Source organism: Streptomyces sp. NPDC045695 (assembly GCF_056432025.1).
This window is the reverse complement of record NZ_JBWKJU010000005.1, coordinates 93,207-118,783: the sequence shown is the minus strand read 5'-3', so window position 1 is coordinate 118,783 and position 25,577 is coordinate 93,207. Positions and strand designations below refer to the sequence as shown.

21 protein-coding genes and 1 riboswitch are annotated in these 25,577 nt (G+C 73.2%); of the genes, 13 read left to right on the top strand and 8 right to left on the bottom strand.

All coding sequences use genetic code 11. The annotated features are described in order from the left end of the window. Positions 1–17: 17 nt before the first annotated feature. Complete coding sequence (locus tag AC07DU_RS11575) at positions 18–455, bottom strand: (2Fe-2S) ferredoxin domain-containing protein (protein ID WP_360889126.1); 438 nt, start codon at positions 453–455, stop codon at positions 18–20. A gap of 9 nt (positions 456–464) precedes the next feature. After that, the gene (locus tag AC07DU_RS11570; protein ID WP_479027709.1) at positions 465–1,514 is read right to left on the bottom strand and encodes a bile acid:sodium symporter family protein; all 1,050 of its coding nucleotides are present in this window, start codon (positions 1,512–1,514) and stop codon (positions 465–467) included. A gap of 174 nt (positions 1,515–1,688) precedes the next feature. Between AC07DU_RS11570 and AC07DU_RS11565 the strand changes: the two genes are divergently transcribed. From AC07DU_RS11565 to AC07DU_RS11535, 7 genes are all read left to right on the top strand, one after another. Then, positions 1,689–2,540: a LysR substrate-binding domain-containing protein gene (locus AC07DU_RS11565; protein ID WP_360889132.1), complete on the top strand. Its 852-nt coding sequence runs from the start codon at positions 1,689–1,691 to the stop codon at positions 2,538–2,540. A gap of 239 nt (positions 2,541–2,779) precedes the next feature. Next, positions 2,780–4,612 carry an AMP-dependent synthetase/ligase gene (locus tag AC07DU_RS11560; RefSeq protein WP_360889135.1) on the top strand — a complete coding sequence of 611 codons (1,833 nt, stop codon included), beginning with the start codon at positions 2,780–2,782 and terminating at the stop codon, positions 4,610–4,612. Positions 4,613–4,721: 109 nt separating this feature from the next. Then, on the top strand, positions 4,722–5,990 hold the full coding sequence (locus AC07DU_RS11555; RefSeq protein WP_479110863.1) for an ABC transporter substrate-binding protein: 1,269 nt from the start codon (positions 4,722–4,724) through the stop codon (positions 5,988–5,990). Between the two features lie 9 nt (positions 5,991–5,999). Then, positions 6,000–8,732, top strand: coding sequence for an ABC transporter permease subunit (locus AC07DU_RS11550; protein WP_479110861.1), 2,733 nt, complete (start codon positions 6,000–6,002; stop codon positions 8,730–8,732). Beyond that, the gene (locus AC07DU_RS11545) at positions 8,729–9,502 is read left to right on the top strand and encodes an ABC transporter ATP-binding protein (protein ID WP_360889146.1); all 774 of its coding nucleotides are present in this window, start codon (positions 8,729–8,731) and stop codon (positions 9,500–9,502) included. Before AC07DU_RS11550 ends, AC07DU_RS11545 begins: the two co-directional genes overlap by 4 nt. 141 nt (positions 9,503–9,643) lie before the next feature. Continuing rightward, positions 9,644–10,492 carry an aldo/keto reductase gene (locus AC07DU_RS11540; RefSeq protein WP_360889149.1) on the top strand — a complete coding sequence of 283 codons (849 nt, stop codon included), beginning with the start codon at positions 9,644–9,646 and terminating at the stop codon, positions 10,490–10,492. Between the two features lie 8 nt (positions 10,493–10,500). Beyond that, the gene (locus tag AC07DU_RS11535; RefSeq protein WP_360889152.1) at positions 10,501–10,926 is read left to right on the top strand and encodes an RICIN domain-containing protein; all 426 of its coding nucleotides are present in this window, start codon (positions 10,501–10,503) and stop codon (positions 10,924–10,926) included. A 31-nt stretch (positions 10,927–10,957) separates the two neighbouring features. Here the strand turns inward: AC07DU_RS11535 and AC07DU_RS11530 are convergent, their stop codons facing one another. Beyond that, the gene (locus AC07DU_RS11530) at positions 10,958–11,263 is read right to left on the bottom strand and encodes a 4a-hydroxytetrahydrobiopterin dehydratase (RefSeq protein ID WP_479027722.1); all 306 of its coding nucleotides are present in this window, start codon (positions 11,261–11,263) and stop codon (positions 10,958–10,960) included. Positions 11,264–11,438: 175 nt separating this feature from the next. Here AC07DU_RS11530 and AC07DU_RS11525 point away from each other — a divergent pair, with 175 nt between their 5' ends. Next, positions 11,439–13,229 (top strand): hydroxysqualene dehydroxylase, encoded by a 1,791-nt coding sequence (locus AC07DU_RS11525; protein ID WP_479110858.1) that lies wholly within the window; start codon positions 11,439–11,441, stop codon positions 13,227–13,229. A gap of 32 nt (positions 13,230–13,261) precedes the next feature. After that, positions 13,262–14,056 carry a helix-turn-helix domain-containing protein gene (locus tag AC07DU_RS11520; protein WP_360889161.1) on the top strand — a complete coding sequence of 265 codons (795 nt, stop codon included), beginning with the start codon at positions 13,262–13,264 and terminating at the stop codon, positions 14,054–14,056. On the opposite strand, the gene AC07DU_RS11515 is transcribed toward AC07DU_RS11520, so the two are convergent. Continuing rightward, on the bottom strand, positions 14,042–14,458 hold the full coding sequence (locus AC07DU_RS11515; RefSeq protein WP_479110854.1) for a hypothetical protein: 417 nt from the start codon (positions 14,456–14,458) through the stop codon (positions 14,042–14,044). The two genes, AC07DU_RS11520 and AC07DU_RS11515, sit on opposite strands and share 15 nt — an antisense overlap. A gap of 267 nt (positions 14,459–14,725) precedes the next feature. Here AC07DU_RS11515 and AC07DU_RS11510 point away from each other — a divergent pair, with 267 nt between their 5' ends. Beyond that, positions 14,726–15,775 carry a hypothetical protein gene (locus AC07DU_RS11510; protein ID WP_479110853.1) on the top strand — a complete coding sequence of 350 codons (1,050 nt, stop codon included), beginning with the start codon at positions 14,726–14,728 and terminating at the stop codon, positions 15,773–15,775. A 180-nt stretch (positions 15,776–15,955) separates the two neighbouring features. Further along, positions 15,956–17,398 carry an NAD(P)/FAD-dependent oxidoreductase gene (locus AC07DU_RS11505; protein WP_360889169.1) on the top strand — a complete coding sequence of 481 codons (1,443 nt, stop codon included), beginning with the start codon at positions 15,956–15,958 and terminating at the stop codon, positions 17,396–17,398. Positions 17,399–17,509: 111 nt separating this feature from the next. Here the strand turns inward: AC07DU_RS11505 and AC07DU_RS11500 are convergent, their stop codons facing one another. Then, positions 17,510–18,358: a bifunctional 5,10-methylenetetrahydrofolate dehydrogenase/5,10-methenyltetrahydrofolate cyclohydrolase gene (locus AC07DU_RS11500; RefSeq protein WP_360889545.1), complete on the bottom strand. Its 849-nt coding sequence runs from the start codon at positions 18,356–18,358 to the stop codon at positions 17,510–17,512. Between the two features lie 72 nt (positions 18,359–18,430). Then, a riboswitch (ZMP/ZTP riboswitch) is annotated at positions 18,431–18,524 on the bottom strand. Between the two features lie 57 nt (positions 18,525–18,581). Here AC07DU_RS11500 and AC07DU_RS11495 point away from each other — a divergent pair. Next, positions 18,582–19,343, top strand: a complete 762-nt coding sequence (locus tag AC07DU_RS11495; protein ID WP_360889172.1) for a methyltransferase domain-containing protein — start codon at positions 18,582–18,584, stop codon at positions 19,341–19,343. 214 nt (positions 19,344–19,557) lie between these two features. Beyond that, complete coding sequence (locus tag AC07DU_RS11490) at positions 19,558–21,138, top strand: RNA polymerase sigma factor (protein ID WP_360889175.1); 1,581 nt, start codon at positions 19,558–19,560, stop codon at positions 21,136–21,138. Positions 21,139–21,236: 98 nt separating this feature from the next. Here AC07DU_RS11490 and AC07DU_RS11485 read toward each other — a convergent pair whose 3' ends face one another. The 3 genes from AC07DU_RS11485 to AC07DU_RS11475 all read right to left on the bottom strand — a co-directional run bounded on the left by AC07DU_RS11485 (position 21,237) and on the right by AC07DU_RS11475 (position 25,351). Continuing rightward, positions 21,237–21,677 carry an SRPBCC family protein gene (locus AC07DU_RS11485; RefSeq protein WP_360889178.1) on the bottom strand — a complete coding sequence of 147 codons (441 nt, stop codon included), beginning with the start codon at positions 21,675–21,677 and terminating at the stop codon, positions 21,237–21,239. 44 nt (positions 21,678–21,721) lie between these two features. Then, positions 21,722–23,134 carry an amino acid permease gene (locus tag AC07DU_RS11480; protein ID WP_479110851.1) on the bottom strand — a complete coding sequence of 471 codons (1,413 nt, stop codon included), beginning with the start codon at positions 23,132–23,134 and terminating at the stop codon, positions 21,722–21,724. Positions 23,135–23,209: 75 nt separating this feature from the next. Continuing rightward, positions 23,210–25,351 (bottom strand): phage holin family protein, encoded by a 2,142-nt coding sequence (locus AC07DU_RS11475; protein ID WP_479111146.1) that lies wholly within the window; start codon positions 25,349–25,351, stop codon positions 23,210–23,212. Between the last annotated feature and the right edge of the window lie 226 nt (positions 25,352–25,577).

Here is a 25,577-nt window from a genome sequence, read left to right as displayed (position 1 = left end):
TACCCCCCCGCCTCGCGTCAGCGCCCCCGCCGGCCGCGGCGCGAGGCGTTCCCGGCCGGCTTGGGCGTCGGTGCCGGCGGGTCGATGCGGTGGAGGTCCAGGGTGGGCGGGACCGGGGTGGCGCCCGGGCCCCCGGACTCGGCCCAGGCGATGATCTCGTCGGTGGCGGTGTCGTCCAGGGCCCAGCCGAACCAGGCCGCGCGGGCACCGCGGCGGCGGGCTTCGGTGGTGGGCTGGACCACGATGACGTTGGCCTGGGCGCACGGGCCGAGGCAGTCGCTCGTACGCACGGCCAGGCGGCCGCCGGACGCGGCGGCGGCCTCGCGCAGCCGGGCGAGCTGTCCGGCGTGGTCGGAGCCGGGATTCTTGCGGGGGTCGCCGCAGCAGCAACCGCGGCACACCACCAGGGTGCAGGGACGTTCGGCGTGGGCGGCGAGGGGGCGTATCCAGGTCACCACCGCACGTTATCGGGCCTGGCGCATGGGCTGTTGGGGCGGCGGCGAGACCTCCGCCACACGTCCGGCGGCGCGTTCGGGCTCCGGGTCGCGGGCGCGGCGGCGGGCGATGACGGCGCAGACCATCAGCTGCATCTGGTGGAAGAGCATCAGCGGGAGGACGGCGAGGCCGGCCTGGGCCCCGAACAGCACGCTCGCCATGGGGAGTCCGGCGGCCAGGCTCTTCTTCGACCCCGCGAACTGGATGGCGATGCGGTCCGCCCGCCCGAAGCCGAGGCGCTGGGCGCCGTACCAGGTGGCGAGGAGCATGACGGCGAGGAGTACGGCCTCCACCAGGAGCAGGGCGGCCAGACGCGGGACGCTCACCTGGTGCCAGATGCCCGCGACCATGCCCGCGCTGAAGGCGGTGTAGACGACGAGCAGGATCGAGCCGCGGTCGACGCGGCCGAGTGCCTGCCGGTGGCGGAGGAGGAAGCCGCCGATCCAGCGGCGCAGGGCCTGTCCGAGGAGGAACGGCAGCAGGAGCTGAAAGGCGATCTTGAGGAGCGAGTCCGGGGAGAAGCCGCCGGAGCCGTTGCCGAGCAGGGCGGCGGCGAGGAGGGGGGTGATCACGATGCCGGCCAGGCTGGAGAAGGAACCGGCGCAGATCGCGGCCGGGACGTTGCCGCGGGCGATCGAGGTGAAGGCTATGGAGGACTGGACGGTCGAGGGGACCAGGCAGAGGAAGAGGAGGCCCTGGTGGAGGGAGGGGGTGAGGAGGCCGGGGACGAGGCCGAGGGCGGCGAGGCCGAAGAGAGGGAAGAGGAGGAAGGTGCTGGCGAGCACGGTGAGGTGGAGCCGCCAGTGGCGCAGGCCGTCGAGTGCCTCGCGGGTGGAGAGCCGGGCTCCGTAGAGGAAGAAGAGCAGCGCCACGGCCGCGGTGGAGGCGCCGTCGGCGAGGGTCGCGGCGGGGCCGCGGGCGGGCAGCAGGGCGGCCAGGCCGACGGTCCCGAGCAGGGCCAGGACGTACGGGTCCAGGGGCAGCCGGGCGGGGCGGGCGGGGAGGCGGGGGCGGCGCATGTGCGGGTGCTCACTTGGTGGGGGGTGGAGGGGGCCCGCTCGGGGCTTGCGGGCTAGCGGGCCTGCGGGCCCGTGGGGCTTCCCTCATCGTCGCCGTCGCGTGGTCATCGGGAAACCCGCACGCCGCACTCACTGTCATCACGATCCGCGATGGGCGGCGCTAGCCTGGAGGGTGTGTACGACCCGGTCCAGCTGCGTACGTTCCTCACGGTGGCCCAGACGCTGAGCTTCACGCAGGCCGCGGGGCGGCTCGGCGTGCGGCAGTCCACGGTCAGCCAGCACGTGCGGCGGCTGGAGGAGGCGACGGGACGGCCCCTGTTCGTGCGGGACACGCACAGCGTGGACCTCACGGAGGACGGCGAGGCGCTGCTCGGCTTCGCGCGGACGATCCTGGAGGCGCACGAGCGGGCGGCGGCCTTCTTCACCGGGACCCGGCTGCGGGGGCGGCTGCGGTTCGGCGCGTCGGAGGACTTCGTGCTGACGCGGCTGCCGGAGATCCTCGAAGGCTTCCGGCACGAGCATCCCGAGGTGGACCTGGAGCTGTCGGTGGAGCTCTCCGGCACGCTGCACGAGCGGCTGGACGCGGGCCGCCTCGACCTGGTGCTCGCGAAGCGGCGCGGGCCCGGGGACGTACGGGGGCGCCTGGTGTGGCGGGACCGGATGGTGTGGATCGGTGCGGAGGGGCTCCGGGTGGACCCGGAGCGCCCGGTGCCGCTGATCGTGTTCCCGCCGCCGGGGATCACCCGGGCCCGGGCGCTGGAGGTGCTGGAGCGGGACGGCCGGGCGTGGCGGATCGCCTGCACGAGCGGCAGTCTGAGCGGCCTGATCGCGGCGGCCCGGGCCGGGCTGGGCGTCATGGCGCACACCCGGGGGCTGATCCCGCCGGGCCTGGTCCGCGTGGGCGGGCTGCCCGAGCTGGGGCCGGTGGAGTTCGCCCTGCTCCAAGGCCGTCGCCCGACGCCGGCGTCCGAGGCCCTGGCAGCCGCCGTGCTCGCCGGCGGCGACCGCCTGAGCCGCCGCGCCTGAGCCGCCGTACCCGAGCCGCCGCGCCTGAGCCGCCGTACCCGAGCCGCCGTACCCGAGCCGGCACACCCGAACCCCGCGCCCACCCAGGGACCGAGTGCAGGGCGACGAGTCGCCCCCTGCCCAGCGGGCGGGCCGTGCAGGCCTTGGGGGCCGAGGGGATCTTGTGGAGGTTTCCTCAAGGGTGCCGGGCCCGGGGGCCCGTGGGGTAGCGTCACGGCCCCAGCACGGAGAGGAGCGGGATGCCGTACGAGTTCAGCGTCCCACCCGTGGTCACGGCGGCGCCGGTCGGCGGGCTGGCCGACACCGTCTTCCAGCACGCCCGGCAGGAGCCGGACCGGGTGGTGCTCGGCCGGAAGACGGACGGCGTCTGGCAGGACGTGACGTCCGGGGAACTGGCCGCCGAGGTGCTCGCGCTCGCCAAGGGCCTGCTCGCCCAGGGGGTGCGCTTCGGGGACCGGGTCGCCGTCATGTCCCGCACGCGGTACGAGTGGACCCTCTTCGACTTCGCCCTGTGGGCGATCGGCGCGCAGCCCGTCCCCGTCTATCCGACGTCCGCGGCCGAACAGGTGCACTGGATCCTGTACGACACCGGCTGCACGGCCTGCGTCGTGGAGAACGAGGACCAGGCCATGACGGTGGGCTCGGTCATCGACCGCCTCCCCGCGCTGCGGCTGCTGTGGCAGCTCGACGCCGGCGCGGTGGACGCGCTCGTCGCCGACGGGCGCGGGGTCGCCGAGGACGTCGTGCACCGCCATCGCCGGGCCGTGACGCCCGATGCGGTCGCCACCGTCATCTACACCTCCGGGACCACCGGCCGCCCCAAGGGGTGCGTGCTCACGCACGGCAACTTCATGTACGAGGCCGACACCCTCGTGACCCACTGGGAGTCCGTGTTCCAGGCACGGCAGGGTGAGCAGCCCTCCACCCTGCTCTTCCTGCCACTGGCGCACGTGTTCGGACGGATGGTGGAGGTGGCGGCCGTCCGCGCGCGGGTCAAGCTGGGGCACCAGCCCGTACTGGCGGCGGCCGAGTTGCTGCCGGACCTCGCCGCTTTCCGCCCGACGTTCGTGCTGGGGGTGCCGTACGTCTTCGAGAAGGTCTTCGCGAGCGCGCGCCGCAAGGCGGAGGCCGAGGGGCGCACGGGTCCCTTCGACCGGGCGGTGGAGACGGCAGTGCGGTACGCGGAGGCGCGCGAGCAGAAGGCCTTCGGGCTCGGGCCGGGGCCTTCGGCGGCCCTGCGGATGGAGCACCAGTTCTTCGAGAAGCTCGTCTACGGGAAGGTCCGCGAGGCGATGGGCGGCCGGGTGCGGCACGCCATGTCGGGCGGGTCCGCGATGTCGCGCCGCCTCGGGCTGTTCTTCGACGGCGCCGGGATCACCGTGTTCGAGGGCTACGGCCTGACGGAGTCGTGTGCGGCGGCCACCGCGAACCCGCCGGGGGCGACGAAGTACGGGACGGTGGGCCGGCCGATCCCGGGCAGCACGGTGCACATCGCGGACGACGGAGAGGTCTGGTTGTCCGGCGGCCACATCTTCTCCGGGTACCTGGGCGACCCGCGCGCCACGGAGGCGGTGCTGCACGGCGGCTGGCTGGCGACCGGGGACCTGGGGCGGCTGGACGAGGACGGCTACCTCACCATCACCGGGCGGAAGAAGGACATCCTGGTGACCTCCAACGGCAAGAGCGTGGCGCCGGCCGCGCTGGAGGAGCGGGTCCGTTCGCATCCGCTGGTGTCGCAGTGCGTGCTCGTGGGCAACGACCGGCCGTACATCGCGGCCCTGCTGACCCTGGACATGGAGGGGATAGCGCACTGGCTGTCGATGCGCGGCCGGCCGCAGCTGCCGGCGGCGGACCTGGTGAACGACCCCGAGCTCACGGCCGAGGTGCGCCGGGCGGTGGTGGCCGCAAACACCCTGGTGTCGCAGGCGGAGGCGATCCGCACCTTCAGGGTGCTGGCCGACCAGTTCACGGAGGAGCGGGGGCTGCTGACCCCCTCGCTGAAGCTCAAGCGACGGGCGATCGAGAAGGCGTACGCGGCGGAGGTCGCGGCACTCTACGAGTCGCGGTCCTGAGATCCGGCGAGCTCATCTGACGTGGTGTCACTTCTGCTGGTCATTGATATTGACGATCCGTCAGGTCACCCACAGAATGCGGGGATTCAGACCGGAGGGGATCTCAGACATGTTGCGTCCGATCCGCACCCTGGCCGCCGCCGCGGCCGTCCTCGCGCTCGTCTCCGCCTGCAACTCCGCCTCCACGAACGGCGACGCCAAGGGCGGGGCCGACGATGCCTCCGCGAACTCCCGCGGGGTGAGCGCCGACTCCATCAAGGTCGGCGGCATCGTGTCGATGACCAGCGCCAGCGGCTACAGCAAGAAGGACACCGATCTCGGCGCCAAGGCGCGCTACCTGCGCGCCAACGCCGAGGGCGGCGTCCACGGCCGCAGGATCGACTACCTCGGCGCGCAGGACGACGGCCAGGACCCGGCGAAGAACCTCGCGGCCGCGCGCAAGCTCGTCCAGCAGGACGAGGTCTTCGCCGTCGCCCCCATGAGCTCGGTGACGTTCTCCGGCGCCGACTTCCTGGAGCAGGAGAAGGTCCCCACCTTCGGCTGGGGCACGCTGCCCTCCTTCTGCGGGCCGGCGCACATGTACGGCTTCAACGGCTGCCTGGTGCCCAGCCCCGGCGGCACCCTCAACCAGACGTGGCCCGAGGGCATCGGCCAGCTCCTCGGCGGCGCCCGCGGCAAGTCCGTCGCGATCATCGCCAACGACAGCGACGCCGGCAAGTTCGGCATCCGCACCTTCCAACAGGGCTTCGCCAGCGCCGGGTTCGCGGTCTCCTACGCCAAGGCCTCCGTCCCCGCCACCGCCGTGCCGAACGACTGGTCCGCGTACGTGAAGGAGATCCTCTCCAGCAACGGGGGCAAGACCCCGGACGCCGTCGTCTCCGTCATGCAGACCCCCAACAACATCGGGCTCTTCACCGCGCTCAAGCGCAGCGGCTACAAGGGACTGCTCTCCGACCCGACCGACTACGACCCGGGGCTGCTCGCCAAGGACGCCACCCGGCAGGCGCTCGACGGGGTGCACGTCCTGCTGCAGTTCCAGCCCTTCGAGTCGGCGGACCCGAAGATGGCGCAGTTCAAGGCCGACATCAAGGCGGCCGCGGGCGGTCAGGACGTCCCTTTGAGCATGCACACGCTGACCGGGTACATGTCGGCCGACCTGTTCGTGTCCATCGCGCAGAAGGCGGGCAAGGACCTGAGCGTCGCATCCTTCCAGGCCGCCGCGCAGGGCTTCTCCGACACCGGCACGCTCGTCGGTGACCGGGCGGAGCCCAAGGGGCAGAAGGAGAGCTTCGGCTGCGGGGCCCTCGTGCAGCTGAAGGGCGGCGCGTACGAGGTCTCCGTCCCGTTCAAGTGCTACGAACCCATCCCCTTCACGTAGGGCCGCGGCATGGGAGATCTGCTCGTCTTCGTGCTGAGCGGTCTGGTCTCCGGCGCCCTGTACGCACTGCTCGCCACCGGGCTTGTGCTGTCGTACTCGGCGTCCGGACTGTTCAACTTCGCGCACGGGGCCACCGCCTACCTGTGCGCGCTCACCTTCTACGAGGTGCACTCGGGGCTGGGCTGGCCGGCCGTCCCGGCGGCGCTGCTGGTGGTGTGCGTCCTGGCCCCCGGGCTCGGCTGGGGGCTGGACCGGCTGATGTTCCGGCGTCTGGCGCGTGTCGGTGAGACGGCGCAGATCGTGGCGACCATCGGGCTGCTGGTGGCGCTGCCGGCCGGCGGACTGTGGGCGGTGGAGCTCCTGGCCGACGCGGGCGCGCCCGTGAAGCCGGCCGAGAACCAGTTCGGGCTGCCGGGAGTGGGGCCCAGCCCGGCGAAGTCCTGGCAGCTCACGGACGGCGTCGGCGTCGACTCCGACCAGCTGATCACCTGGGTGGTGACCGCGCTCGTGGCGGTGGCCCTGTGGGTGCTGATGCGGCGCACCCGGCTGGGGCTGCTGCTGCGGGCCGCCGTCGACAACCGCTCGCTGACCGAACTGCGCGGGATCAGCGCCGACCGGCTGTCGTCGGTGGCGTGGATGATCGCATCGGGGCTGGCCGGGCTGGCGGGTGTGCTGGCGACTCCGCTCCTGGGGCTGTCGGCGCACGACTTCACGCTGTTCCTGTTCGTCTCGGCGACGGCGGCGGTCATCGGGCGGTTCGCGTCCGTGCCGCTCGCCTTCGCGGGCGGACTGGGGCTCGGGGTGCTGCAGAACCTGGTGGCCGGATACGCCTCCTTCGCCGAGCGGATCACCGGCTTCCGCACGGCGGTGCCGTTCCTGATCCTGTTCGGCGGACTGCTGGTCTTGACCCGCACGGCGCGCGCGGCGGGTGTCGCGGCCGTGGACCCGCCGCCGGTGGACCATCTGGCGGGCGCGTCGTGGGGGCGGCGGTGGGGGGCGTGGGCAGCGGGCGCCGGGCTGTTGTGCGTGGCGTTCTACACGGTGACCACGCCGTTCTGGAGCGGGCTGCTGGCACAGGGGCTGGCCATCGCGCTGGTGTTCATGTCCTTCACCGTGGTGACCGGGCTGGGGGCGATGGTGTCGCTGGCGCAGGGCACCTTCGTGACCGGGGCCGCTCTGGTGGCCGGGCTGCTCATGAGCCGGGGCTTGCCGTTCGTGGCGGCGCTGGCGGTGGGCACGTGCGTGGCGGCCCTGCTCGGAGCGCTGGTGGCGCTGCCCGCGCTGCGGCTGGGCGGCAGGTCGCTGGCGCTGGCCACGCTCGCGCTGGCGTTCCTCGCCGACCAGGTGCTGTTCCAGCTGAGGTGGCTGCGGAACGGCGATTCCGGATGGCCGGTCCCGCGGCCGGTGTTCGGGCCGGTGGACCTGTCCGACGACCGGGCGCTGGGGGTGGCCCTGGTGGTGCTGGTCGCCCTGGTGGCAGCCGGGCTCAGCGCGCTGCGCGGCTCCCCTTCGGGGCGGGCGATGCTGGCCGTACGGTCGGCGCCCGCGGCGGCGGTGGCCTCTGGGGTGTCGGTGCTGCGGACGAAGCTGCTGCTGTTCACGTTGTCGGCGGGGCTGGCCGGCTTCGGGGGCGTGATGTACGCCTCGTACAACACCCGGATCACCGCGACGGACTTCACGGCGATGACGGGTCTGGTGTGGCTGGCGGTGGTGGTGGCCGCTGGGGTGCGGCGGCCGCAGTACGCGGTGGTGGCGGGGCTGGTGTTCGCGGTGGCTCCGCGGCTGCTGGCCGACTACGTGACCTCGTCCGCACACCTGCCGGTGATCCTCTTCGGCCTGGCGGGGCTGGCCTTGGCCAACGATCCGGACGGGTACTGCGCGGCCCTGCCGGTGCGGTGGGCGAAGCGGCGCGCGGCGTGCCCTGCGGGCGGCTCGTCCCCCACCCCGCCCCTTGCCGAACTGGGGCTCCGCGCCAGACCCCGCTCCTCAAACGCCGGAGGGGCTGGAAGATCAGCCTCGCCGGCGATCGAGGCGTTGGAGCTGCGCGGCGTCAGCGCCGGGTACGACGGGGGGCTCGTGCTGCACGGGGTCGATCTGGTCGTGCGGCGCGGGGAGATCCTCGCCGTGCTCGGGCCCAACGGCGCCGGGAAGAGCACCGCCTGCCGGGTGGCCGCCGGGCTGCTGCCCGTCGTGGGCGGGTCGGTGCGCATCGACGGGCGGGACGTGACGCGGGAGGGCGCCGTGCGGCGGGCGCGGGCCGGGGTGCTGCTCGCCCCCGAGGGGCGCGGGATCTTCCCCGCGCTCACGATCGAGGAGAACCTGGCCCTGTACCTCAAGGACGCCGACGCCCGGGCCGCCGTGTACGCGCGGTTCCCCCGGCTGGCGGAGCGGCGCGCGGTGGCCGCCGGGGCGCTGTCCGGCGGGGAGCAGCAGATGCTGGCCCTGGCCCCGCTGTTGCAGCGGCCGCCCGACGTGCTGATCGCCGACGAGCCCTCGCTCGGTCTGGCCCCGCGCGTCGTGGAGGAGGTGTACGCGCTGCTCACCGAGCTCCGCGACGCCGGGACCGCACTGCTGCTGGTCGAGGAGAAGGCCGCCGGGATCCTCGGGGTCGCCGACACCGTGGCGTACCTCTCGCAGGGCCGGGTCTCCTGGTGCGGCCCCCGCGCCGAGGTGGATGCGGACCGGCTCGCCGAGGCCTATCTGGGGATGGGGACGGGGACGGGGACGGGGATGGGGTCATGAGCGAGGCGTACGTGCTCCGGGCGCGCGGCATCGGCGTGCGCTTCGGCGGGGTCAAGGCGCTGACCGGGGTGGACCTCGGGATCCGGGCGGGTGAGGTGTGCGGGCTGATCGGGCCGAACGGGGCCGGGAAGACCACGCTGTTCGACGTCCTGTCGGGCATCCGGCGGCCCGACCAGGGGCGGGTGCTGCTGGACGGGGCGGACATCACCCGGCGCTCCCCCGTGTGGCGGGCCCGGCACGGGATGCGCCGGACCTTTCAGCGCCAGCAGCTGTTCGGCCAGCTCAGCGTGGCCGACAACGTGCTGGTGGCGCAGGAGTGGCGGGGTGGCGGGGGCGGGCTGGCCGCCGATCTCCTCGCCCTCCCGGCCCGCCGGGCCCGGGAGCGGGTGCGCCGGGCCCGGGGCGAGAGGGTGCTGGCCGACTGCGGGATCGCCGCGCTCGGGACCTCGTACGCCGGCGGGCTGCCCGTGGGCCGGGCACGGATGGTCGAGCTGGCGCGCGCGGTGGCCGACCCGCCGCGGGTCCTGCTGCTGGACGAGCCCGCGTCCGGGATGTCGGCGCCGGAGCGGGAGCAGCTCGCGGCGGTCGTGCGGCGGCTGGCCGCGCGGGAGGGCTGTGCGGTGCTGCTGGTCGAGCACAATGTGGCCTTCGTGATGGACCTGTGCGCGCGTGTGGTCGTACTGGACCTCGGAACGGTGCTGGCCGAGGGCACGGCGGCCGAGGTGCGGGCGGATCCGCTGGTGCGGGAGGCCTATCTCGGTACGGCGTAGGGTCCGCGGCGGCGGGCGCGCCGCCGGGCGGGTGGGGGCGTGCGTGCGTGCGTGCGGCGGGAATACGTCGTAGGAGGGCCCGGTTGTCGCCCCTCGTACGAGCAGTACCGCCGACGCACCGACGCGAGGGAACGACCAGACGTGAACCAGGTCCCCACCATCAAGCTCAACAACGGCACGCTCATGCCCCAGCTGGGCTACGGCGTCTGGCAGATTCCGGACGCGGAGGCGGAGCGCGCCGTCGGGACCGCGCTGGAGGCCGGCTACCGCAGCATCGACACGGCTGCCGTCTACGGCAACGAGGCCGGCACCGGCAAGGCCGTCGCCGCTTCCGGGCTGCCCCGCGAGGACCTGTTCGTCACCACCAAGCTGTGGAACGGCCCGAAGCACCGCTGGGGCCGGGACCAGGTGCTGCGCGCCTTCGACGACTCGCTGGCCAAGCTGGGTCTCGACCACGTCGACCTGTACCTGATCCACTGGCCGCGCCCGATGCGCGACGACTTCGTCTCGATCTGGCGGACCTTCGAGGAGATCGCCGCGAGCGGACGCGCCAAGGCCGTCGGCGTGTCGAACTTCCGCCCGGCGGACCTGGAGCGGCTCGCCGCGACGAGCGCGCTGGTGCCGGCCGTGAACCAGGTCGAGCTGCACCCGCTCTTCCCCCAGGCCGGGCTGCGGGCGGAGCACGAGGCGCGCGGGATCGCCACCGAGGCCTGGTCCCCGCTCGGCCAGGGCAAGGAACTCCTCACCCTGCCGGCCGTTGCCGCGATCGCCGCCAAGCACGGGCGCAGCGCCGCCCAGGTGGTGCTGCGCTGGCACCTTCAGCACGGGAACATCGTGATCCCCAAGTCCGTGACCCCCGCGCGCATCCGGGAGAACCTGGACGTCTTCGGCTTCGAGCTGGACGCCGCCGACGTCGCCGCGCTGGACGCTCTGGGCGCGGGCGCGGCGGGCCGCCGGATCGGGCCGGACCCGGCCGACTTCGACGCCTGAGGAGCCCGGTGAACCTACCGGAGGGTCTGTACAGGATCCGCAACGTGGACAGCGGGCTGGTGCTCCAGCTGGAGGGCGCCTCCCGGGTGCGGGTCGGCCCCGACGGCCCGCCCGCGCCGGAGGCCGCCCGCCGGTGGCGCATCGCGCCGGTGCACAGCGGCGGCGGGGTCTTCCACGTGCTGAGCGAGGACAACGAGCGGCGCCTCGACGTGGCAAACGCCTCGACGGAAAGCGGCGCCCGGGTGCAGGTGTGGCGGGCCAACGCGTTCGGCGCGCAGGAGTGGATCGTCGAGGAACACCTCGACGATCCCGGGGTGGTGTCCCTGATCGCGTGCATCAGCGGCCTGCCGCTGGAGGCGGACGGTGAGGGCCGCGTCCGGCAGGGCGAGGACACCGACTCCCCGTCCCAGTGGTGGCGCCTGGAACGGGCGTAGCATCGCGGCCCCGGCGCACCGCGCGCTGAGGTCAGCGCGCGCGGTGCGCCGGGGCGAGGGCTTCGACGCGTTCGGCGAGCGCGAAGTCGTCCTCCGTCACCACACCGCCCGCGTCGTGGCTGTTCACGGAGAGGCGGACCGTGTTGTAGCCGAGCGTCAGGTCGGAGTGGTGGTTCAACTCCTCCTGAACGGCGGCGATGTGGGCGACCAGGGCGCTGGCGGCGAAGTGCGTGCCCAGCCGGTAGGTGCGCACGATCCGGTCGTCTTCGAAGGCCCAGCCGGGAAGCTCCCGCAACCGGTCCTCGATCTCCTTCTGTGACAGCGGCTCACTCGGCATGCACCGGCTCCTTTTCCCCGTGACGTGGTGTCAAGGTTCCCACAGTGCACACCCGGACGGCCCTTTCGCGCCATAGTGCGCCCGGGTACTTCTGGGTCCTTCCGCGTCCACCGTGCCCCCCTTATGCTCCTGCGCCGGACGTGACTGTTACCAGCGGTAACGAGGGGGCTTGCGCATGACCGGCACAGGCAGTTCCAGGCGTACGTTCATCGCGGGCGCGGGCGCGGCGGCCGCCGCCGTCGGCGCGTTACCGGTGGTGGCGAGCACCCCGGCGGCGGCCGCCATCCCGACGGCGCCGGCGCCGAACGGCCGGCGCGTCGCCGTCCTCGGCGGCGGCGTGGCCGGGCTGACCGCGGCGCACGAACTCGCCGAGCGCGGCTACGCCGTCACCGTGTACGAGCGCCGGGCGCTCGGCGGCAAGGCGCGCAGCATGGACGTGCCGGGCAGCGCCCGCGGCGGCCGCAGGCCGCTCCCCGCCGAGCACGGCTTCCGCTTCATCCCCGGCATCTACCACAACCTGCCGGACACGATGCGGCGCATCCCCTTCCCCGGCAACCCCCACGGCGTGTGGGACAACCTCGTCGCCCCGCGCGAGATGATGTTCGCCCGGGCGGCCGGCCGCGAGGACCTGCGCGGGCCCATCCCCTGGCCCGAGCACTCGCCCGCCGAGCTCACGCCCGACGAGCTGCGGCGGGCCCTGACCGGCATCCTGCAGTCGCTGCTGCGGCTCCCGCTGCACGAGACGGCGTACTTCGTGGACCGCGTGCTCGTCTTCCTCACGAGCTGCGACGAGCGGCGGACCGAGGTCTGGGAGCGGACCCCTTGGTGGGACTTCGTGCGCGCGGAACAGATGTCGCACGAGTACCAGCGCATCCTCGCCGTCGGCGTCACCCGCAACATCGTGGCGACCAAGGCCGAGGAGGCCTCCACCCGTACGGTCGGCACCCTCGGCGAGGCCTTCGTCTTCAACCTGCTGGGCCGCGGGGCGGACGGCCCGCCGGACCGGATCCTCAACCTGCCGACGAACGAGGCCTGGCTCGACCCGTGGGAGGCCCATCTGCGCTCGCTCGGAGTGGAGTTCAGAATCGGGTGGACCGTACGGGAGGTGCAGTACGGGAGCGGGTGCGTGAGCGGGGTGGCCGTCGAGGGACCGGACGGGGCCCGGCAGACCGTCGTCGCCGACCACTACGTCAGCGCGCTGCCCGTGGAGCACGCCCGCCGGACCTGGAGCACGGCGCTGCGGGCCGCCGATCCGATGCTGGGGCGCTGCGACAAGCTGGAGACCGACTGGATGACGGGCATCCAGTTCTATCTCACCGAACGGGCGCCGTTGGTGCACGGACACCTCAACTGCATCGACTCCCCCTGGTCGTTGACGGCGATCCAGCAGGCCGAGCACTGGCCGGCCCGTAACTTCCCCGCCGACTACGGGGACGGCACGGCGGTCGACTGCCTGTCGGTGGACGTCTCGGAGTGGGACAAGCCCGGGATCCTCTACGGGAAGACCGCCAAGCAGTGCACGCGCGAGGAGGTGGCGCGCGAGGTGTGGGCGCAGCTGAAGGCCTCCCTGAACGACACCGGGAAGACCCTGCTGAGCGACTCCAAGCTGCATTCCTGGTTCCTGGACCCGGGCGTGGACGGTCTGGGCACCCCGCATCCCACCAACCAGGACGAGTTGCTGATCCACCCCGTCGGCACCTTCCACAACCGGCCCACCGCGGGCACCCGCATCCCGAACTTCTTCCTCAGCGGGGACTACGTGGCGGTCGACATCGACCTGGCGACGATGGAGGGCGCGAACGCGTCGGCGCGGGCCGCGGTCAACTGCCTGCTGGACCGCGACGCCTCCGCGGCCGCACGGTGCACGGTCCGGCCGATGTACCGGGCGCCGGAGGTGGAGTCCGCCAGGCGGCACGACGCCTGGCGCTACCGTCTCGGCCTGCGGAACGTCTTCGACCTGGGCTGACCGGGCGCGAACGCTCGACTACCGTCGTGAGCATGACCACCACGACGCCCACGGTCGGCTCCCTGCTCCGTACGTGGCGGGAGCGGCGCGGCATCAGCCAGCTGGAGCTGGCGGGCCGCGCCGACTCCTCGTCCCGGCACATCAGCTTCATCGAGACCGGGCGGTCCCGGCCGAGCGAGGAGATGGTGCTGCGGCTCGCCGACCGTCTCGACGTACCGGTCCGGGAGCGCAACGCCCTGCTTCTTTCGGCGGGTTACGCGCCCCGCTACGCGCAGACGGCTCTGGACGACCCGTCGATGGGGACGCTGCGCGAGGGCATCCAGCGGCTGCTGACCGGCTACGAGCCCTACCCGGCGCTGGTCGTGGACGCCACGTACGACGTCGTCGCCGCCAACACCGGCATCACGATGCTGCTGGAGGGCCTGCCGGAGCACCTGCTGGCGCCGCCGCTGAACGCCATGCGGCTCACGCTGCACCCCGAGGGCCTCGCTCCCAGGATCCACAACCTCAGGGAGTGGCGGGGCCACCTGCTGGCCCAGATGGAGCGGCAGATCGCGCTGGCTCGCTCCGAGCCGCTGCGCGCGCTGTACGAGGAGGTCTGCGCCTACCCCGTCGCCGAACGCCCGGGCGACCGCGAACCGGACGAGCCCGTCGCGTACATCGCGCTTCCGCTCCTCATCGAGCACGACGGCCGTCTGCTGTCCTTCGTGTCGTCGATCGCGACCTTCAACACGCCCATGGACGTGACCGTCGCCGAGCTGGCCATCGAGACCTTCCTCCCGGCCGACCCGGCGACGGCGAAGTACCTGCGCTCACTTCGCGACTGAGCGCAGGGCGAGCTGCTGGAGCAGGGCGAACGAGGCCACGGTGACGGCCTGCGTCGGGATCCACAGCAGGCCGGCGGTGGTGGGGCTGAACCAGACCAGCAGGGACACCAGGCTGAGCGCGGCCCAGACGTAGTTCGCCTCGATGACGAACCTCACGGGGAAGACGGGCGGCAGGCGGCGCGAGGCGAGCCAGCCGACCCCGGTCCCGAACACGGTCAGGAACAGGCCCAGTTCCAGCAGTACGCCCTGGCCGACGCCGAGCAGCCGCCCCAGCGGGGCGGAGAAGGCGACGTACGCGAGCCCGTTCCCGGTGGTGACCACGGAGTCGAGGGCGAGGAACCTGCGCAGCATGGTCTGCGGCGCGGTGGTGCGGGCGAGGGTGCCGAGCAGGCTTGCGGACATGGCGGATCAGCCTCCGTCGAGGGTCGAATGCGCTGGTGGGAGACGGGGTCCGGAGCCGAGTGCGCGGCTCCGGAACCCGATGACCCCACCTTGCCGGGCGGCCGCGGCGGGGTCGATTACCTCCGAGGTCATGCCAACGTTCTTTGAGGTGAACGGCAGGAAACGTTGGGTTTCCGCTGGTTCGGCAGGGGGCGGGCGGTTACGCTTCACGCAGCCCAGCCCACTCGAACGTCTTGTCGACTCATGGAGAATCGGGAGAATCCGCCGGTGCGAGCCGCCGCCCGACCCGACCTCGCCGCGATCTGGCGGCGCGTGGAGGAGCTGTCCGAGCGGCGCGGCCAGGACCCGGCCGAGGTGCTGGCGCCGGAGCGGCTGAGCCATCTGTCCGGCGTCGACCCCCTGCGCATCCCCGCGGTGGTGGCGGGCACCGCGGCCGAAGTGCCGCTGGAGCGGCGCGTGCACGAACGCTTCCTGCGGTTGCGCGCCACCCGCCGCGACAAGCACGGCCGGGAGTGGCCGCTCGCCGCCATCGCCTCCGACTTCGACGCGCCGGGCGCCTCCCTCGGCCCCCTCAACGCCGGCGCCGGACTGCCCCGGCTGGGCCACGCGGCGGGCGTCCAGCGGTTCTTCGGCGTCTACGCCGGTTTCCTCCTCGCCGACCACCGGAGCGCGGTGGAACGGGCCCTCGTCCTCGCCTCGGACAGCGCGGAGGGCGCTCACGGGGCGGGTGCGCAGGGTGCGGGCGCTGACGGGGCGAGCGCTCACGGCGCGCAGGACCTGGAGCACCTCTCGTACCTCACCGGCATCCCCCCGCAGGCCATCCGGCTCACCCTCGACGGCACCCCGCCCCGCCTCCCGCTGAGGGAACAGGTGCGCCAGCGGTTCGCGCACCTGCGCCGCACCCGCCCGCGGGAGGACGGGCAGCCCCATTCCCTGGCCGCCATCGCCAAGTCCTTCGACGCGTCCGGGCAGTCGCTGACCCGCCTGGCCCAGGGCGAGGGCCTGCCGAACCTCGCCGCCGCCGCGGGGATCCAGCGCTTCTACGGCGTCGAAGGCGGCTTCCTGCTGGCCGACGACACCGAGGCGCTGGCCACCGCCCTGACCGGGATCGCCCGCGAACTGGAGTCGGCGGAGCGGGAACAGGAGAACCCGATGCTGGCCGTGATGCGCTCGCACGACGTGCGGAGCATCGTCACGCGGGCCGGCCGGCTGTCCCCGCGGGGCTGGAAGTCACTCGCCGCCCACCTGGACGACCTGCTCGCGCGGGAGGGCCAGCTGGGCCGTCCGGCGGGGACCGACGAGGGGAACGCTCCATGAGGACCACACCCACGGGCCGCATCCGGCTCCACGCCGGGAAGAACCGTTCCCGAGGCGATCGAGCGCATCAAGTCCTCGCGCGGCAGGAGGCGTCGGGTCACCGCACATGACCCCCGCCGCCCCGCCGACGCACTTCCTCCGCCGATGCCTTCGCACGGCCCTGACAGAGAGCACCACACGATGACCCAGTCTTCACCGCCCCGCCACGCCGTCGTCATCGGCGGCAGCCTGGCCGGCCTCCTCGCGGCCGCCGTCCTCGCCGAGCACACGACGGTCACGATCATCGACGCGGACCCGCTGCCCGAGGGCCCGGCGCCGCGGCGTGGGCTTCCGCAGGCCCGGCACACGCACCTCCTGTGGTCGGGCGGGGCACGGGCCATCGAGCAGATACTGCCGGGCATCACCGAGGACTGGACGGCCGCCGGAGCCATCCGCCGCAGTCTGCCCACCGACCTGGTCACCAAGACCGCCCAGGGCTGGATCCCGCGCTGCGGGGAGAAGCAGTTCAACATCTCGTGCAGCCGCGACCTCCTCGACTCGGTGGTCCGCGCCCGGGTGACGGCCCTGGAGGGTGTCTCCACCCTCCAGCGGAGCCGGGTGCGGGGCCTGGAGGGCAACGCGGCACGGGTCATAGGCGTCCGCGTCGACACCCCGGACGAACGGGACAGACTCGTGACCGCCGACCTCGTGGTCGACGCGAGCGGGCGCGGCTCCCGCGCCCGGGCCTGGCTCCAGGAGCTGGGGGTGACCGGCATCCGGCAGGCCCAGGTCGACTCCGGGCTCGTCTACGCCACCCGCATCTTCGAGGCCCCGGCCGGCGCCCACGCGTCGGGCTTCCCCATCATCAACGTGCAGTCCGACCCGCGCGTGCCCGTGCCCGGGCAGACGGCCACCATCGTGCCGATCGAGGACGGGCAGTGGCAGGCCACCCTGTCCGGCACCCGCGGCGGCCAGCCGACGGGCGACCCGGACCTGTTCATTCCGTTCGCCAAGGGCGTCCGCGACCCGATCGTCGGCGAGCTGCTGGAGGGGAAGAAGCCCCTCACCGACGTCGCCGTCACCCAGGGCACCGCCAACCGGCGGGTCTACTTCGAGAAGGCCGACCTGCCCGACGGGTTCTTCGCCGTCGGCGACTCGGTCGCGACCTTCAACCCGCTGTACGGGCAGGGCATGACCGTCGCGGCCAAGGGTCTGCTGGCCGTGCGCCTCCTGCTGCGGTCCAAGGGCCTGGCCCACCCCGCGATCGGCCGGGAGGCGCAGCGTGCGATCGCCCCTCAGGTGTCCATCGCCTGGGATCTCGCCACCTCGCAGGACATCCTCTACCCCGGGGCGACCGGCATGAAGCCGCGGGCCGGGGCGGGACTGCTCAACGCGTACGTCAACCGCCTGATGACGGGCGCCACCACCGAGGAGGCGCTCACCGCCGCCCTGTTCAAGGTCCTCACCATGAGCGCCTCGCCCACCCACTGGCTGCGCCCGTCGGTGATCTGGCACGTGCTGCGCGCGTCGGATCGGGGCGCGCTCAAGGCGGCGCCGCTGACCGCCGCCGAGCGCCGGATCGCCGGGCTGGACCAGGAGGGCGACGGTGTGGGGCCGGCCAGCCCCGTGGGCCGGGCTCTGTGACGTAAGCCATGGAGGACGGCCATGACGCACGGCCGTGAGAGACGGGCATGAGAGACGGGCATGAAAGACGCCCCGGACCGTCCGGTCCGGGGCGTCCTCGGCTTCGGCCGCTCAGACGAGGTCGGACAGCTCCAGCCCGGCCTGCGCGGCGGCGGCCTGGACGGTCTGCTCCAGCAGGACGGCGATGGTCATCGGGCCGACGCCGCCCGGTACCGGGGTGATCAGGGAGGCGCGTGCGGCGGCCGACTCGAAGTGGACGTCGCCGACGTTGCCCTCGTTGTAGCCGGCGTCCAGGACCACCGCGCCCGGCTTGATGTCCTCGCCCCGGATGAACTCGGCCTTGCCGACGGCGGCCACCAGCACGTCGGCCTGGCGCACGATCGACGGGAGGTCGACGGTACGGGAGTGGCAGTAGGTGACGGTGGCGTTCTGCTCCAGCAGCAGCATCCCGGCCGGCTTGCCCAGGATCGCGCTGCGGCCGACGACGACGGCGTGCTTGCCGGTCAGGTCCACGTCGTAGGCGGCCAGGAGGCGCATGATGCCGCCGGGGGTGCAGGAGACGAAGCCCGGCAGCCCGAAGCCCATGGCGGCGAAGGAGTGCATGGTGACCCCGTCGACGTCCTTGCCCGGCGCGATGGCCTCGAAGGCGGCGCGCTCGTCGATGTGGTGCGGGACGGGGTGCTGGAGCAGGATGCCGCTGATCTCGGGGTCCTCGGAGAGGGCGGTCAGCGTGGCCACGAGCTCCTGCGTGGTGGTCTCGGCCGGCAGCTCGACGTGGCGCGAGGTGATCCCGGCCTTGGCGCAGCGATTCTGCTTCATGCGCACGTAGGTCACGGAGGCCGGGTCCTCACCGACGAGCACGGTCGCCAGGCAGGGTGCGGTGCCGGTGCGCTCGGTGATCTTCGCCGCGTAGGCGGCGGTCTGCTCCGAGATGCGGCGGGCGAGGGCGGTGCCGTCCATCAGCTGGGCAGAGGCGGTGGCGGGGGCAGGCTGGGCAGTCGTCACGGGGTCTCCTGAACGTCGCTGCGGATCGCGGTTCGCCCAGGCGCGCGGCAATCGGCGTACCGGAGTACGCCGGGCCGCTCCCCGGTGGTGATCCACCCGAACGCCAGTCACGGCCCGCCGACCACTGTAGTCGACCAATCCGGTGGTTGCCCGGCGCCCGACCTGGGACGATCAATCCATGACGCGTACTTTCGACCATCTTGTCGCCGAGGCCGAGTCCGTCTCCGTGGACGGCTGGGACTTCTCCTGGCTCGACGGCCGGGCCACCGAGCAGCGCCCCTCGTGGGGCTACCAGCGCCTGCTGGCGGAGCGCCTGGCCCGGGTCCGGTCCGCGCTGGACATCCAGACCGGGGGCGGCGAGGTCCTCGCCGGATCCGGTCCCCTGCCGCGGCTGACGGTGGCCACCGAGTCCTGGCCGCCCAACGTCGACAGGGCGACCCGCCTGCTGCACCCGCTGGGCGCGGTGGTGGTCGCGGACTCCGACGAGCCGCCGCTGCCCTTCGGCGACGAGGCCTTCGAGCTGGTCGCCAGCCGGCATCCGGTGACCATCTGGTGGGAGGAGATCGCCCGGGTGCTGACGCCGGGCGGCACCTACCTCTCGCAGCAGGTCGGGCCGGCGAGCGTCTTCGAGCTCGTCGAGTACTTCCTGGGCCCACAGCCGGAGGAGGTCCGGCGCGGCCGGCACCCCGACGACGCGGTCGCCGCCGCGACCGGTGCGGGCCTCGAAGTCGTCGATCTGCGCTCCGAGCGACTGCGGACGGAGTTCCACGACATCGGAGCCGTGATCTACTTTCTCCGGAAGGTGATCTGGATGGTGCCCGGCTTCACGGTCGGGCAGTACCGGGACCGGTTGCGGGAGCTCCACGAACGGATCGAACGCGAAGGCCCGTTCGTCGCGCACACCGCCCGCTTCCTCATCGAAGCCCGCAAAAAGGGGTGACGGCGGGGGCGGACGGATCCGGGCCGGATCGGGTTGCGCGGCCACAGCGTGGCGCAGGTCACTCAATTCAGCGCGTAACGAATCGACTCGGGCATGCGATGAACCGACAGGCGTCCTCGCGCGGCCCGGAATACAGACCCCCTCGGGTCTGTTTCCCAAGTTCGCGCGATGATGTCCCGCCCACCCCTTATCTGTTCGCAACGAGAGGCTCCTTGTGTCGCTCAGCCCGTCCCGTACGTTCCCTCCGGAGATCGCCGAATCGGAGGCCCTCGTCGCGCTCGTCGAGCGCGGCCGCGAGCAGGGTCACATCAACGGTGACGACGTGCGCCAGGCCTTCGAGGCCGGCCGCATCCCGGTGGACCAGTGGAAGCGGGTCCTGCGCAGCCTGAACCAGGTCCTGGACGAGGAGGGTGTCGCCCTTCACGTCAGCGCGGCCCCCGCCACCAAGGCTGCCGCCAAGAAGCCCCGCAAGGCCGCCGCCGCCCCGGCCCGCACCGTGGCCAAGAAGGCTCCCGCCGCGCCGCGCCCCATCGGCGCGCGCAAGACCTCGGCCGCCACGGCCACGGCGACGGCGATATCCGCTTCGCCGGCCGCCGCCGTCGAGGCCGAGGCTGCCGCGGAGGCCGCCGCCGAGCCGAAGAAGCGCACGGTCAAGAAGGCCGCCGCCAAGAAGACCGCGGTGAAGAAGACCGCCGCGGCGAAGAAGACCAGCGCCAAGGACGCCGACGAGGGCGAGACCCCCGCCGTCGAGGGTGAGGACTGGGCAGCCGAGGACCTCGTCGACGAGGCCGAGGAGGAGACCCCCAAGCCCGGCGGCACCCAGGGCTTCGTGCTGTCCGACGACGACGAGGACGACGCCCCGGCGCAGACGGTCATGGTGGCCGGCGCCACCGCCGACCCCGTCAAGGACTACCTCAAGCTCATCGGCAAGGTGCCGCTCCTCAACGCCGAGCAGGAGGTGGAGCTCGCCAAGCGCATCGAGGCGGGCCTGTTCTCCGAGTACAAGCTCGAAGAGGAGGAGGACCACAAGCCCGCCTTCAAGCGCGAGCTGGAGATCCTGGTCGAGGACGGCCGCCGCGCGAAGAACCACCTGCTGGAGGCCAACCTCCGCCTCGTGGTCTCCCTCGCCAAGCGCTACACCGGCCGCGGCATGCTCTTCCTGGACCTGATCCAGGAGGGCAACGTCGGTCTGATCCGCGCCGTGGAGAAGTTCGACTACACCAAGGGCTTCAAATTCTCCACGTACGCGACGTGGTGGATCCGCCAGGCGATCACGCGCGCCATGGCCGACCAGTCGCGCACCATCCGCATCCCCGTGCACATGGTCGAGATCATCAACAAGCTCGCCCGCGTGCAGCGCCAGATGCTCCAGGACCTGGGCCGCGAGCCCACCCCGGAGGAGCTGGGCAAGGAACTGGACATGACCCCCGAGAAGGTCATCGAGGTCCAGAAGTACGGCCGCGAGCCGATCTCCCTGCACACCCCCCTGGGTGAGGAGGGCGACAGCGAGTTCGGTGACCTCATCGAGGACTCCGAGGCGGTCGTGCCGGCCGACGCGGTCTCCTTCACCTTCCTCCAGGAGCAGCTGCAGTCCATCCTCGGCACGCTCTCGGAGCGCGAGGCGGGCGTGGTCTCGATGCGGTACGGCCTCAACGACGGCCAGCCGAAGACGCTGGACGAGATCGGCCGCGTGTACGGGGTCACCCGTGAGCGCATCCGCCAGATCGAGTCGAAGACCATGTCGAAGCTCCGCCACCCGTCGCGTTCGCAGGTGCTGCGCGACTACCTCGACTGAGCCGACCCCGTCAGCCCCTGACCTGCGCTCGCGCGGGTCAGGGGCGTGCTGCGTTCCCCTCAAGAGCGGCCCTCGCGCCGCATCGGCGGCGGGCTAGCTCAGGTCTCCAGCAGGTGCTTCAGCTTCTCCTCGCTGCGGGGCATCTCCTTGCGGAGCATGGGCTTGACGGCGAGGGGGACCAGGGCTCGGCCCATGCCGTGGCCCTCGAAGTCGACGGCCAGGGTGACGCGGGAGCGGGCGCCGCCGTCGAGGGGTTCGATGGTGCCCCGTACGTCGGGCCGGACCGGCCCGTCGACGCCGTGGAAGTGCCAGCTCCTGGGCGGGTCGAGCTCCGTGATCTCCATGATCGTGGGGATCCTGCGCTTGCCGATCTGCCGGGTGACCACGACCCGCGAACCGATGTGGAGGGGGAGGTCGCCCATGGGTACCGCGGACACGGCGCTGTCCTGCCACTCCGGCAGGTGCGTGGGGTCCGTGATGTAGGAGTAGACGTCCTCGGGCCTGCGGTCGATGTCGATGGAGTTTCTGATCGCGGACATGGCGACCCCTTAGAGCCCCCCCCTGGCTGGCCTCTCCTTCCACGCTACGCCGCAGGCGGAACGGCCGCGCGGTGCTTCTTCCCGGCCATCACGGCATATCCGAGGACGCCCGCGAAGAGGCAGAGGACGCCCTGGTAGACGGCCGCGTAGCCGGAGCCGGCGACCAGCCACATCGAGAAGGCGAAGGCGAGGCAGGCGAGCACGGCGTCGCGGACCAGGCGGCCGCGCTCGACCCGCTCGGAGCGGCCCGAGGCGAGGAAGTAGATCTGCGCGGCGGTGGAGAGCAGGTACGGGACGGTCGCCGTGAAGGTGGTGACCAGGACCAGGATCTCGAAGAGGCCCTGCGAGCCGCCCCCCTCACCGGGAAAGGCCGAGTTGTACACGGTCAGCGCCGAGGCCAGGACCACCGTGACGATCACCCCGGCCACCGGAACACCGCGCCGCTTCGTCGCGAAGACCTTCGGGAAGAGCCCGTCCCGGGCCGCGGCGTACGGGGTCTGGGCGCTGAGCAGGGTCCAGCCGTTGAGCGCGCCGACCATCGAGATCACGGCGGCGCAGGCGACGAGCGTGCCGCCCCAGGAGCCGCCGGTCCCTCCCCCGGCGGAGAACATGGCGTCGACGGCGTCGGAGAAGGGCGCCTGCGAGGAGACCAGCGTCTCGTGCGGGACCAGGCCGAAGACGGCGAGGGTGCCGAGCAGGTACACGGTGGCGGCGCCCGCGGTGCCCAGGATCGTGGCCCGCCCGACGTTGCGGGCCGGATCGCGGACCTCACCCGCGCTGACGGCGGCGGACTCGACGCCCAGGTAGCTGAAGAGCAGGATCGCGGCGGAGGCGGAGACGGCTCCGGCCGCGCTCTGGCCGGTGGCCTGGAAGGGGCCGAGGTTGGCCGGGTCGAAGAAGCAGATCCCGCCGACGGCGACCAGCAGCAGCGGGGCGAACTTCAGTACGGTGGAGACCAGTTGGACCGCCCCGACGTACCGGGTCCCGGCCAGGTTGGCGAGCGCCGGGAGCCACTGCACGGCCAGGGCGGCCAGGCACGTGGACCACGTGTGCCGGCCGATGGCCGGGAAGAGCACCGAGAGGTAGCCGACGGCGGCGACGGCGAGCGCCGCGTTGGAGACCCAGGTGGTGATCCAGTAGCTCCAGGCGGCGAGGAAGCCGGCGAAGTCTCCGAAGGCGGCGCGGGCGTAGACGTACGGGCCGCCGGTCTGCGGGTGCCGGTGGGCGAGGCGGCCGAAGACGAGGGCGAGGGCGATCGCGCCGACGGTGAGCACCGCGAAGGCGACGAGGCTGATGGTGCCGAAGGGGGCCACCGAGGCGGGGAGGAGGAAGATCCCGCCGCCGACGATGTTGCCCATGACCAGGCACGTCGCGACGGGCAGCCCGAAGCGGGCACCCTGCGGTCGGGGCTCCGCCGTCCTGGAAGTCTCGATGGGCGGGGCTACGGTGCTGGTCATCGGTGGTGCGCCTCGGGTCGTCTCACATGCTGGGCAGGTCGACATATGGTCGGCCACCGTGCGAGCGCCACCAAATCAGTGGATTTCGTCCCGCGTGGGCGCCTCCGCGGCAGGAACTCTTGCGCCTCCTGCCACCTCGGACCGGGGATCCTGCACCGCCCCGCCCTCCACCGGCCCGCCTTCCACCGGTCCGGGGCCCGGCCGCCGGCCCCGCCCTGCCGCCCGCCGCTCCGCGGCCCGCTCCGGCTCCGGTTCCGGCCGCCGCCCCACCGGCACCTGCAGCCCGTTCGCCTCGCGCAGCCAGCGGCGCAGCACCCCGTGCACCGCCTCCGCACCGGCCAGCTCGCCCTCCGGCTCCGACAGCTCCGCGGGCCACATCAGGAACGCCCGGCCCTGCTCCCCGCCCAGGCCACCGTGCGAGCCGATCTGCTCCTCGAAGGCGTGCACCGCCCCCGTGGCCGGGTCGTAGGCCGAGTTCACCATGATGTCGGCCACGTGCGGGAAGCCGTCGGTGCGGCGGACGGCTTCGGCCGCGCCGGGGCCGAAGGGCGCCAGCAGCTCCTCGGCCTCCCCGGGGACGTCCAGCCGCGCCACCCTCCCGCCCGGGCCCATCACGACCCCGTCCACCAGCAGGAAGCCCACGCCCGGGTGGTTCGCCAGCGTCGCCAGCAGGGCCGGGTGCGCCCGCTCGATCCACTCGCGCGAGGCCCGGCCCGGTACGTCCGGGAAGGAGATCAGCCCGAGGTTGCCGGAGGCGAGCACCACCGGGTCGGAGCCCGGCCCCGGGTGGGCCTCCTCGTCCTCCTCCACCGGCCGGTGCAGCGCCGCGAGGACGGCGGCGCGGGCCTCGGCGCCGCTGTGCGTGCGCCCGGCCCGGCGGGAGACCGGCAGTCCGCAGCCCGCCCGGACCAGGTCCTTCAGGGTGAGCCCGTACCGGCCGAGGAAGGTCTCCCCCGGGCTCTGGCCGTGGTCGGAGAGCAGCACGATCCGGTACGCGCGCGGCGCGTGCTCGGCGACCCGGGCGATCAGTGCGAGGCTCCGGTCGAGGCGTTCCAGCACCTGGTCCGTGTCCCGGCCGCGCGGGCCCGAGTGGTGCGCGACCTCGTCGTAGGCGACCAGGTCGGCGTAGACGGCGGCGCGCCCGGCGAGCATGTCGCCGATCACCGCCGCCACGACCACGTCCCGTTCGACGACGGTCGCGAAGGCCCGGATCAGCGGGTACAGCCCGCCGCGCCCCACCCGCGGCCGGTCCCCGCGGATCCGCGCCCGCAGCGACTGGCCGATCTCCCGGACCGCCTCCGCGGTGAAGGACAGGGCCGTGCGGACGGCGTTGGCCGGGTCGCAGAAGTACGCGAAGTAGCCCGCGCGGGACCGGTTCGACCGCCCCCGCCGGGCCGATACCGACAGGACGAGCGCCAGTTGGTCGGCGCCCCCGCTGAACAGGTTGCCCCGGCTGGCCCCGTCGCGGGTGAGCAGCCCGCCGTCACCGGTGCGCAACGCGGCGCGCCGCTGGAGCTCGGCGGCGCTGCGGGGCCGGTTGCAGACCATCACCTCCCCGGTGTCCTTCTCGTACCAGCGGAAGGCGGGCACGTCGTAGGTGGAGCCGTGCAGGATGCCGAGCTGGCTGGCGCCGGTCTGGCTCGACCAGTCCGTACGCCAGGACGTGACGCGGTGGCTGCGGTCCAGCCAGTCGGCGACGGTCGCCATCACGCCGCTGCGGCAGGCGTGGCGCAGCACCTCGTACCCGACCCCGTCGAGCTGGAGGAAGACCAGCCCGGGCTCGGCGCCGCCGCCCGCCGGGCCGACGGGTGCGCCGCGCCTGCGGCGGCGCCGGTCGGCGAGCCGGTAGAGGCGACGGCGGTACGCCTCGTCGTCGCGCACCGCGAGTGCGGTGGAGGTCGCCGAGGCCACGGCCGACATCACGGCGGCCACGACCACGGCGGTCTCGGGGGCCGCCGCGCCCCGCCCGGTCGGGATGAGGCTGAGTGCGATGAGCAGGATCGAGCCGTTCAGGAAGAAGACGAGCAGCCCGAGCACCAGGGCGGGCACCAGGAGCAGGGCCCGTACGAGCACGGGCCACACCAGCGCGCTGAGCAGGCCGAAGACCCCGGCGCCCCAGGCGGCGGTCAGCCCGATCCGCGTGAGGCTGTCGCCGTTGCCGTCGCCCTCGTCGGACTGGAGGCTGAAGTCCGGCAGGATCCCGGCCAGGGCGAGCATGGTGAGGGTGGACACCGCCCATACGAGGAGCACCCGCACCAGGGCGCTGCCCGCGCTCCGCCACCGTCCCCGCCACCGTCGCCGCCGCACCCCGCCACCTCCCGCGAGCCCGTTCCGCCCTCCAGGCTCGCACAGCCGGCCTCGTGCGGGCGGGTCACGGGGACGGCGCACGGAGGGGCGGACGGGGCGGGTCGGGTCGGGTCGGGTCGGGTCGGGGCAGGGCAGG

Coding starts and splice junctions, on each gene's coding strand:
- AC07DU_RS11515 (WP_479110854.1), bottom strand. CDS start 14,458: ATGTCCGCAAGCCTGCTCGGCACCCTCGCCCGCACCACCGCGCCGCAG.
- AC07DU_RS11530 (WP_479027722.1), bottom strand. CDS start 11,263: ATGCCGAGTGAGCCGCTGTCACAGAAGGAGATCGAGGACCGGTTGCGG.
- AC07DU_RS11545 (WP_360889146.1), top strand. CDS start 8,729: ATGAGCGAGGCGTACGTGCTCCGGGCGCGCGGCATCGGCGTGCGCTTC.
- AC07DU_RS11555 (WP_479110863.1), top strand. CDS start 4,722: ATGTTGCGTCCGATCCGCACCCTGGCCGCCGCCGCGGCCGTCCTCGCG.
- AC07DU_RS11570 (WP_479027709.1), bottom strand. CDS start 1,514: ATGCGCCGCCCCCGCCTCCCCGCCCGCCCCGCCCGGCTGCCCCTGGAC.
- AC07DU_RS11550 (WP_479110861.1), top strand. CDS start 6,000: ATGGGAGATCTGCTCGTCTTCGTGCTGAGCGGTCTGGTCTCCGGCGCC.
- AC07DU_RS11485 (WP_360889178.1), bottom strand. CDS start 21,677: ATGTCCGCGATCAGAAACTCCATCGACATCGACCGCAGGCCCGAGGAC.
- AC07DU_RS11520 (WP_360889161.1), top strand. CDS start 13,262: ATGACCACCACGACGCCCACGGTCGGCTCCCTGCTCCGTACGTGGCGG.
- AC07DU_RS11500 (WP_360889545.1), bottom strand. CDS start 18,358: ATGGACGGCACCGCCCTCGCCCGCCGCATCTCGGAGCAGACCGCCGCC.
- AC07DU_RS11495 (WP_360889172.1), top strand. CDS start 18,582: ATGACGCGTACTTTCGACCATCTTGTCGCCGAGGCCGAGTCCGTCTCC.
- AC07DU_RS11560 (WP_360889135.1), top strand. CDS start 2,780: ATGCCGTACGAGTTCAGCGTCCCACCCGTGGTCACGGCGGCGCCGGTC.
- AC07DU_RS11525 (WP_479110858.1), top strand. CDS start 11,439: ATGACCGGCACAGGCAGTTCCAGGCGTACGTTCATCGCGGGCGCGGGC.
- AC07DU_RS11505 (WP_360889169.1), top strand. CDS start 15,956: ATGACCCAGTCTTCACCGCCCCGCCACGCCGTCGTCATCGGCGGCAGC.
- AC07DU_RS11480 (WP_479110851.1), bottom strand. CDS start 23,134: ATGACCAGCACCGTAGCCCCGCCCATCGAGACTTCCAGGACGGCGGAG.
- AC07DU_RS11475 (WP_479111146.1), bottom strand. CDS start 25,351: ATGCTCGCCCTGGCCGGGATCCTGCCGGACTTCAGCCTCCAGTCCGAC.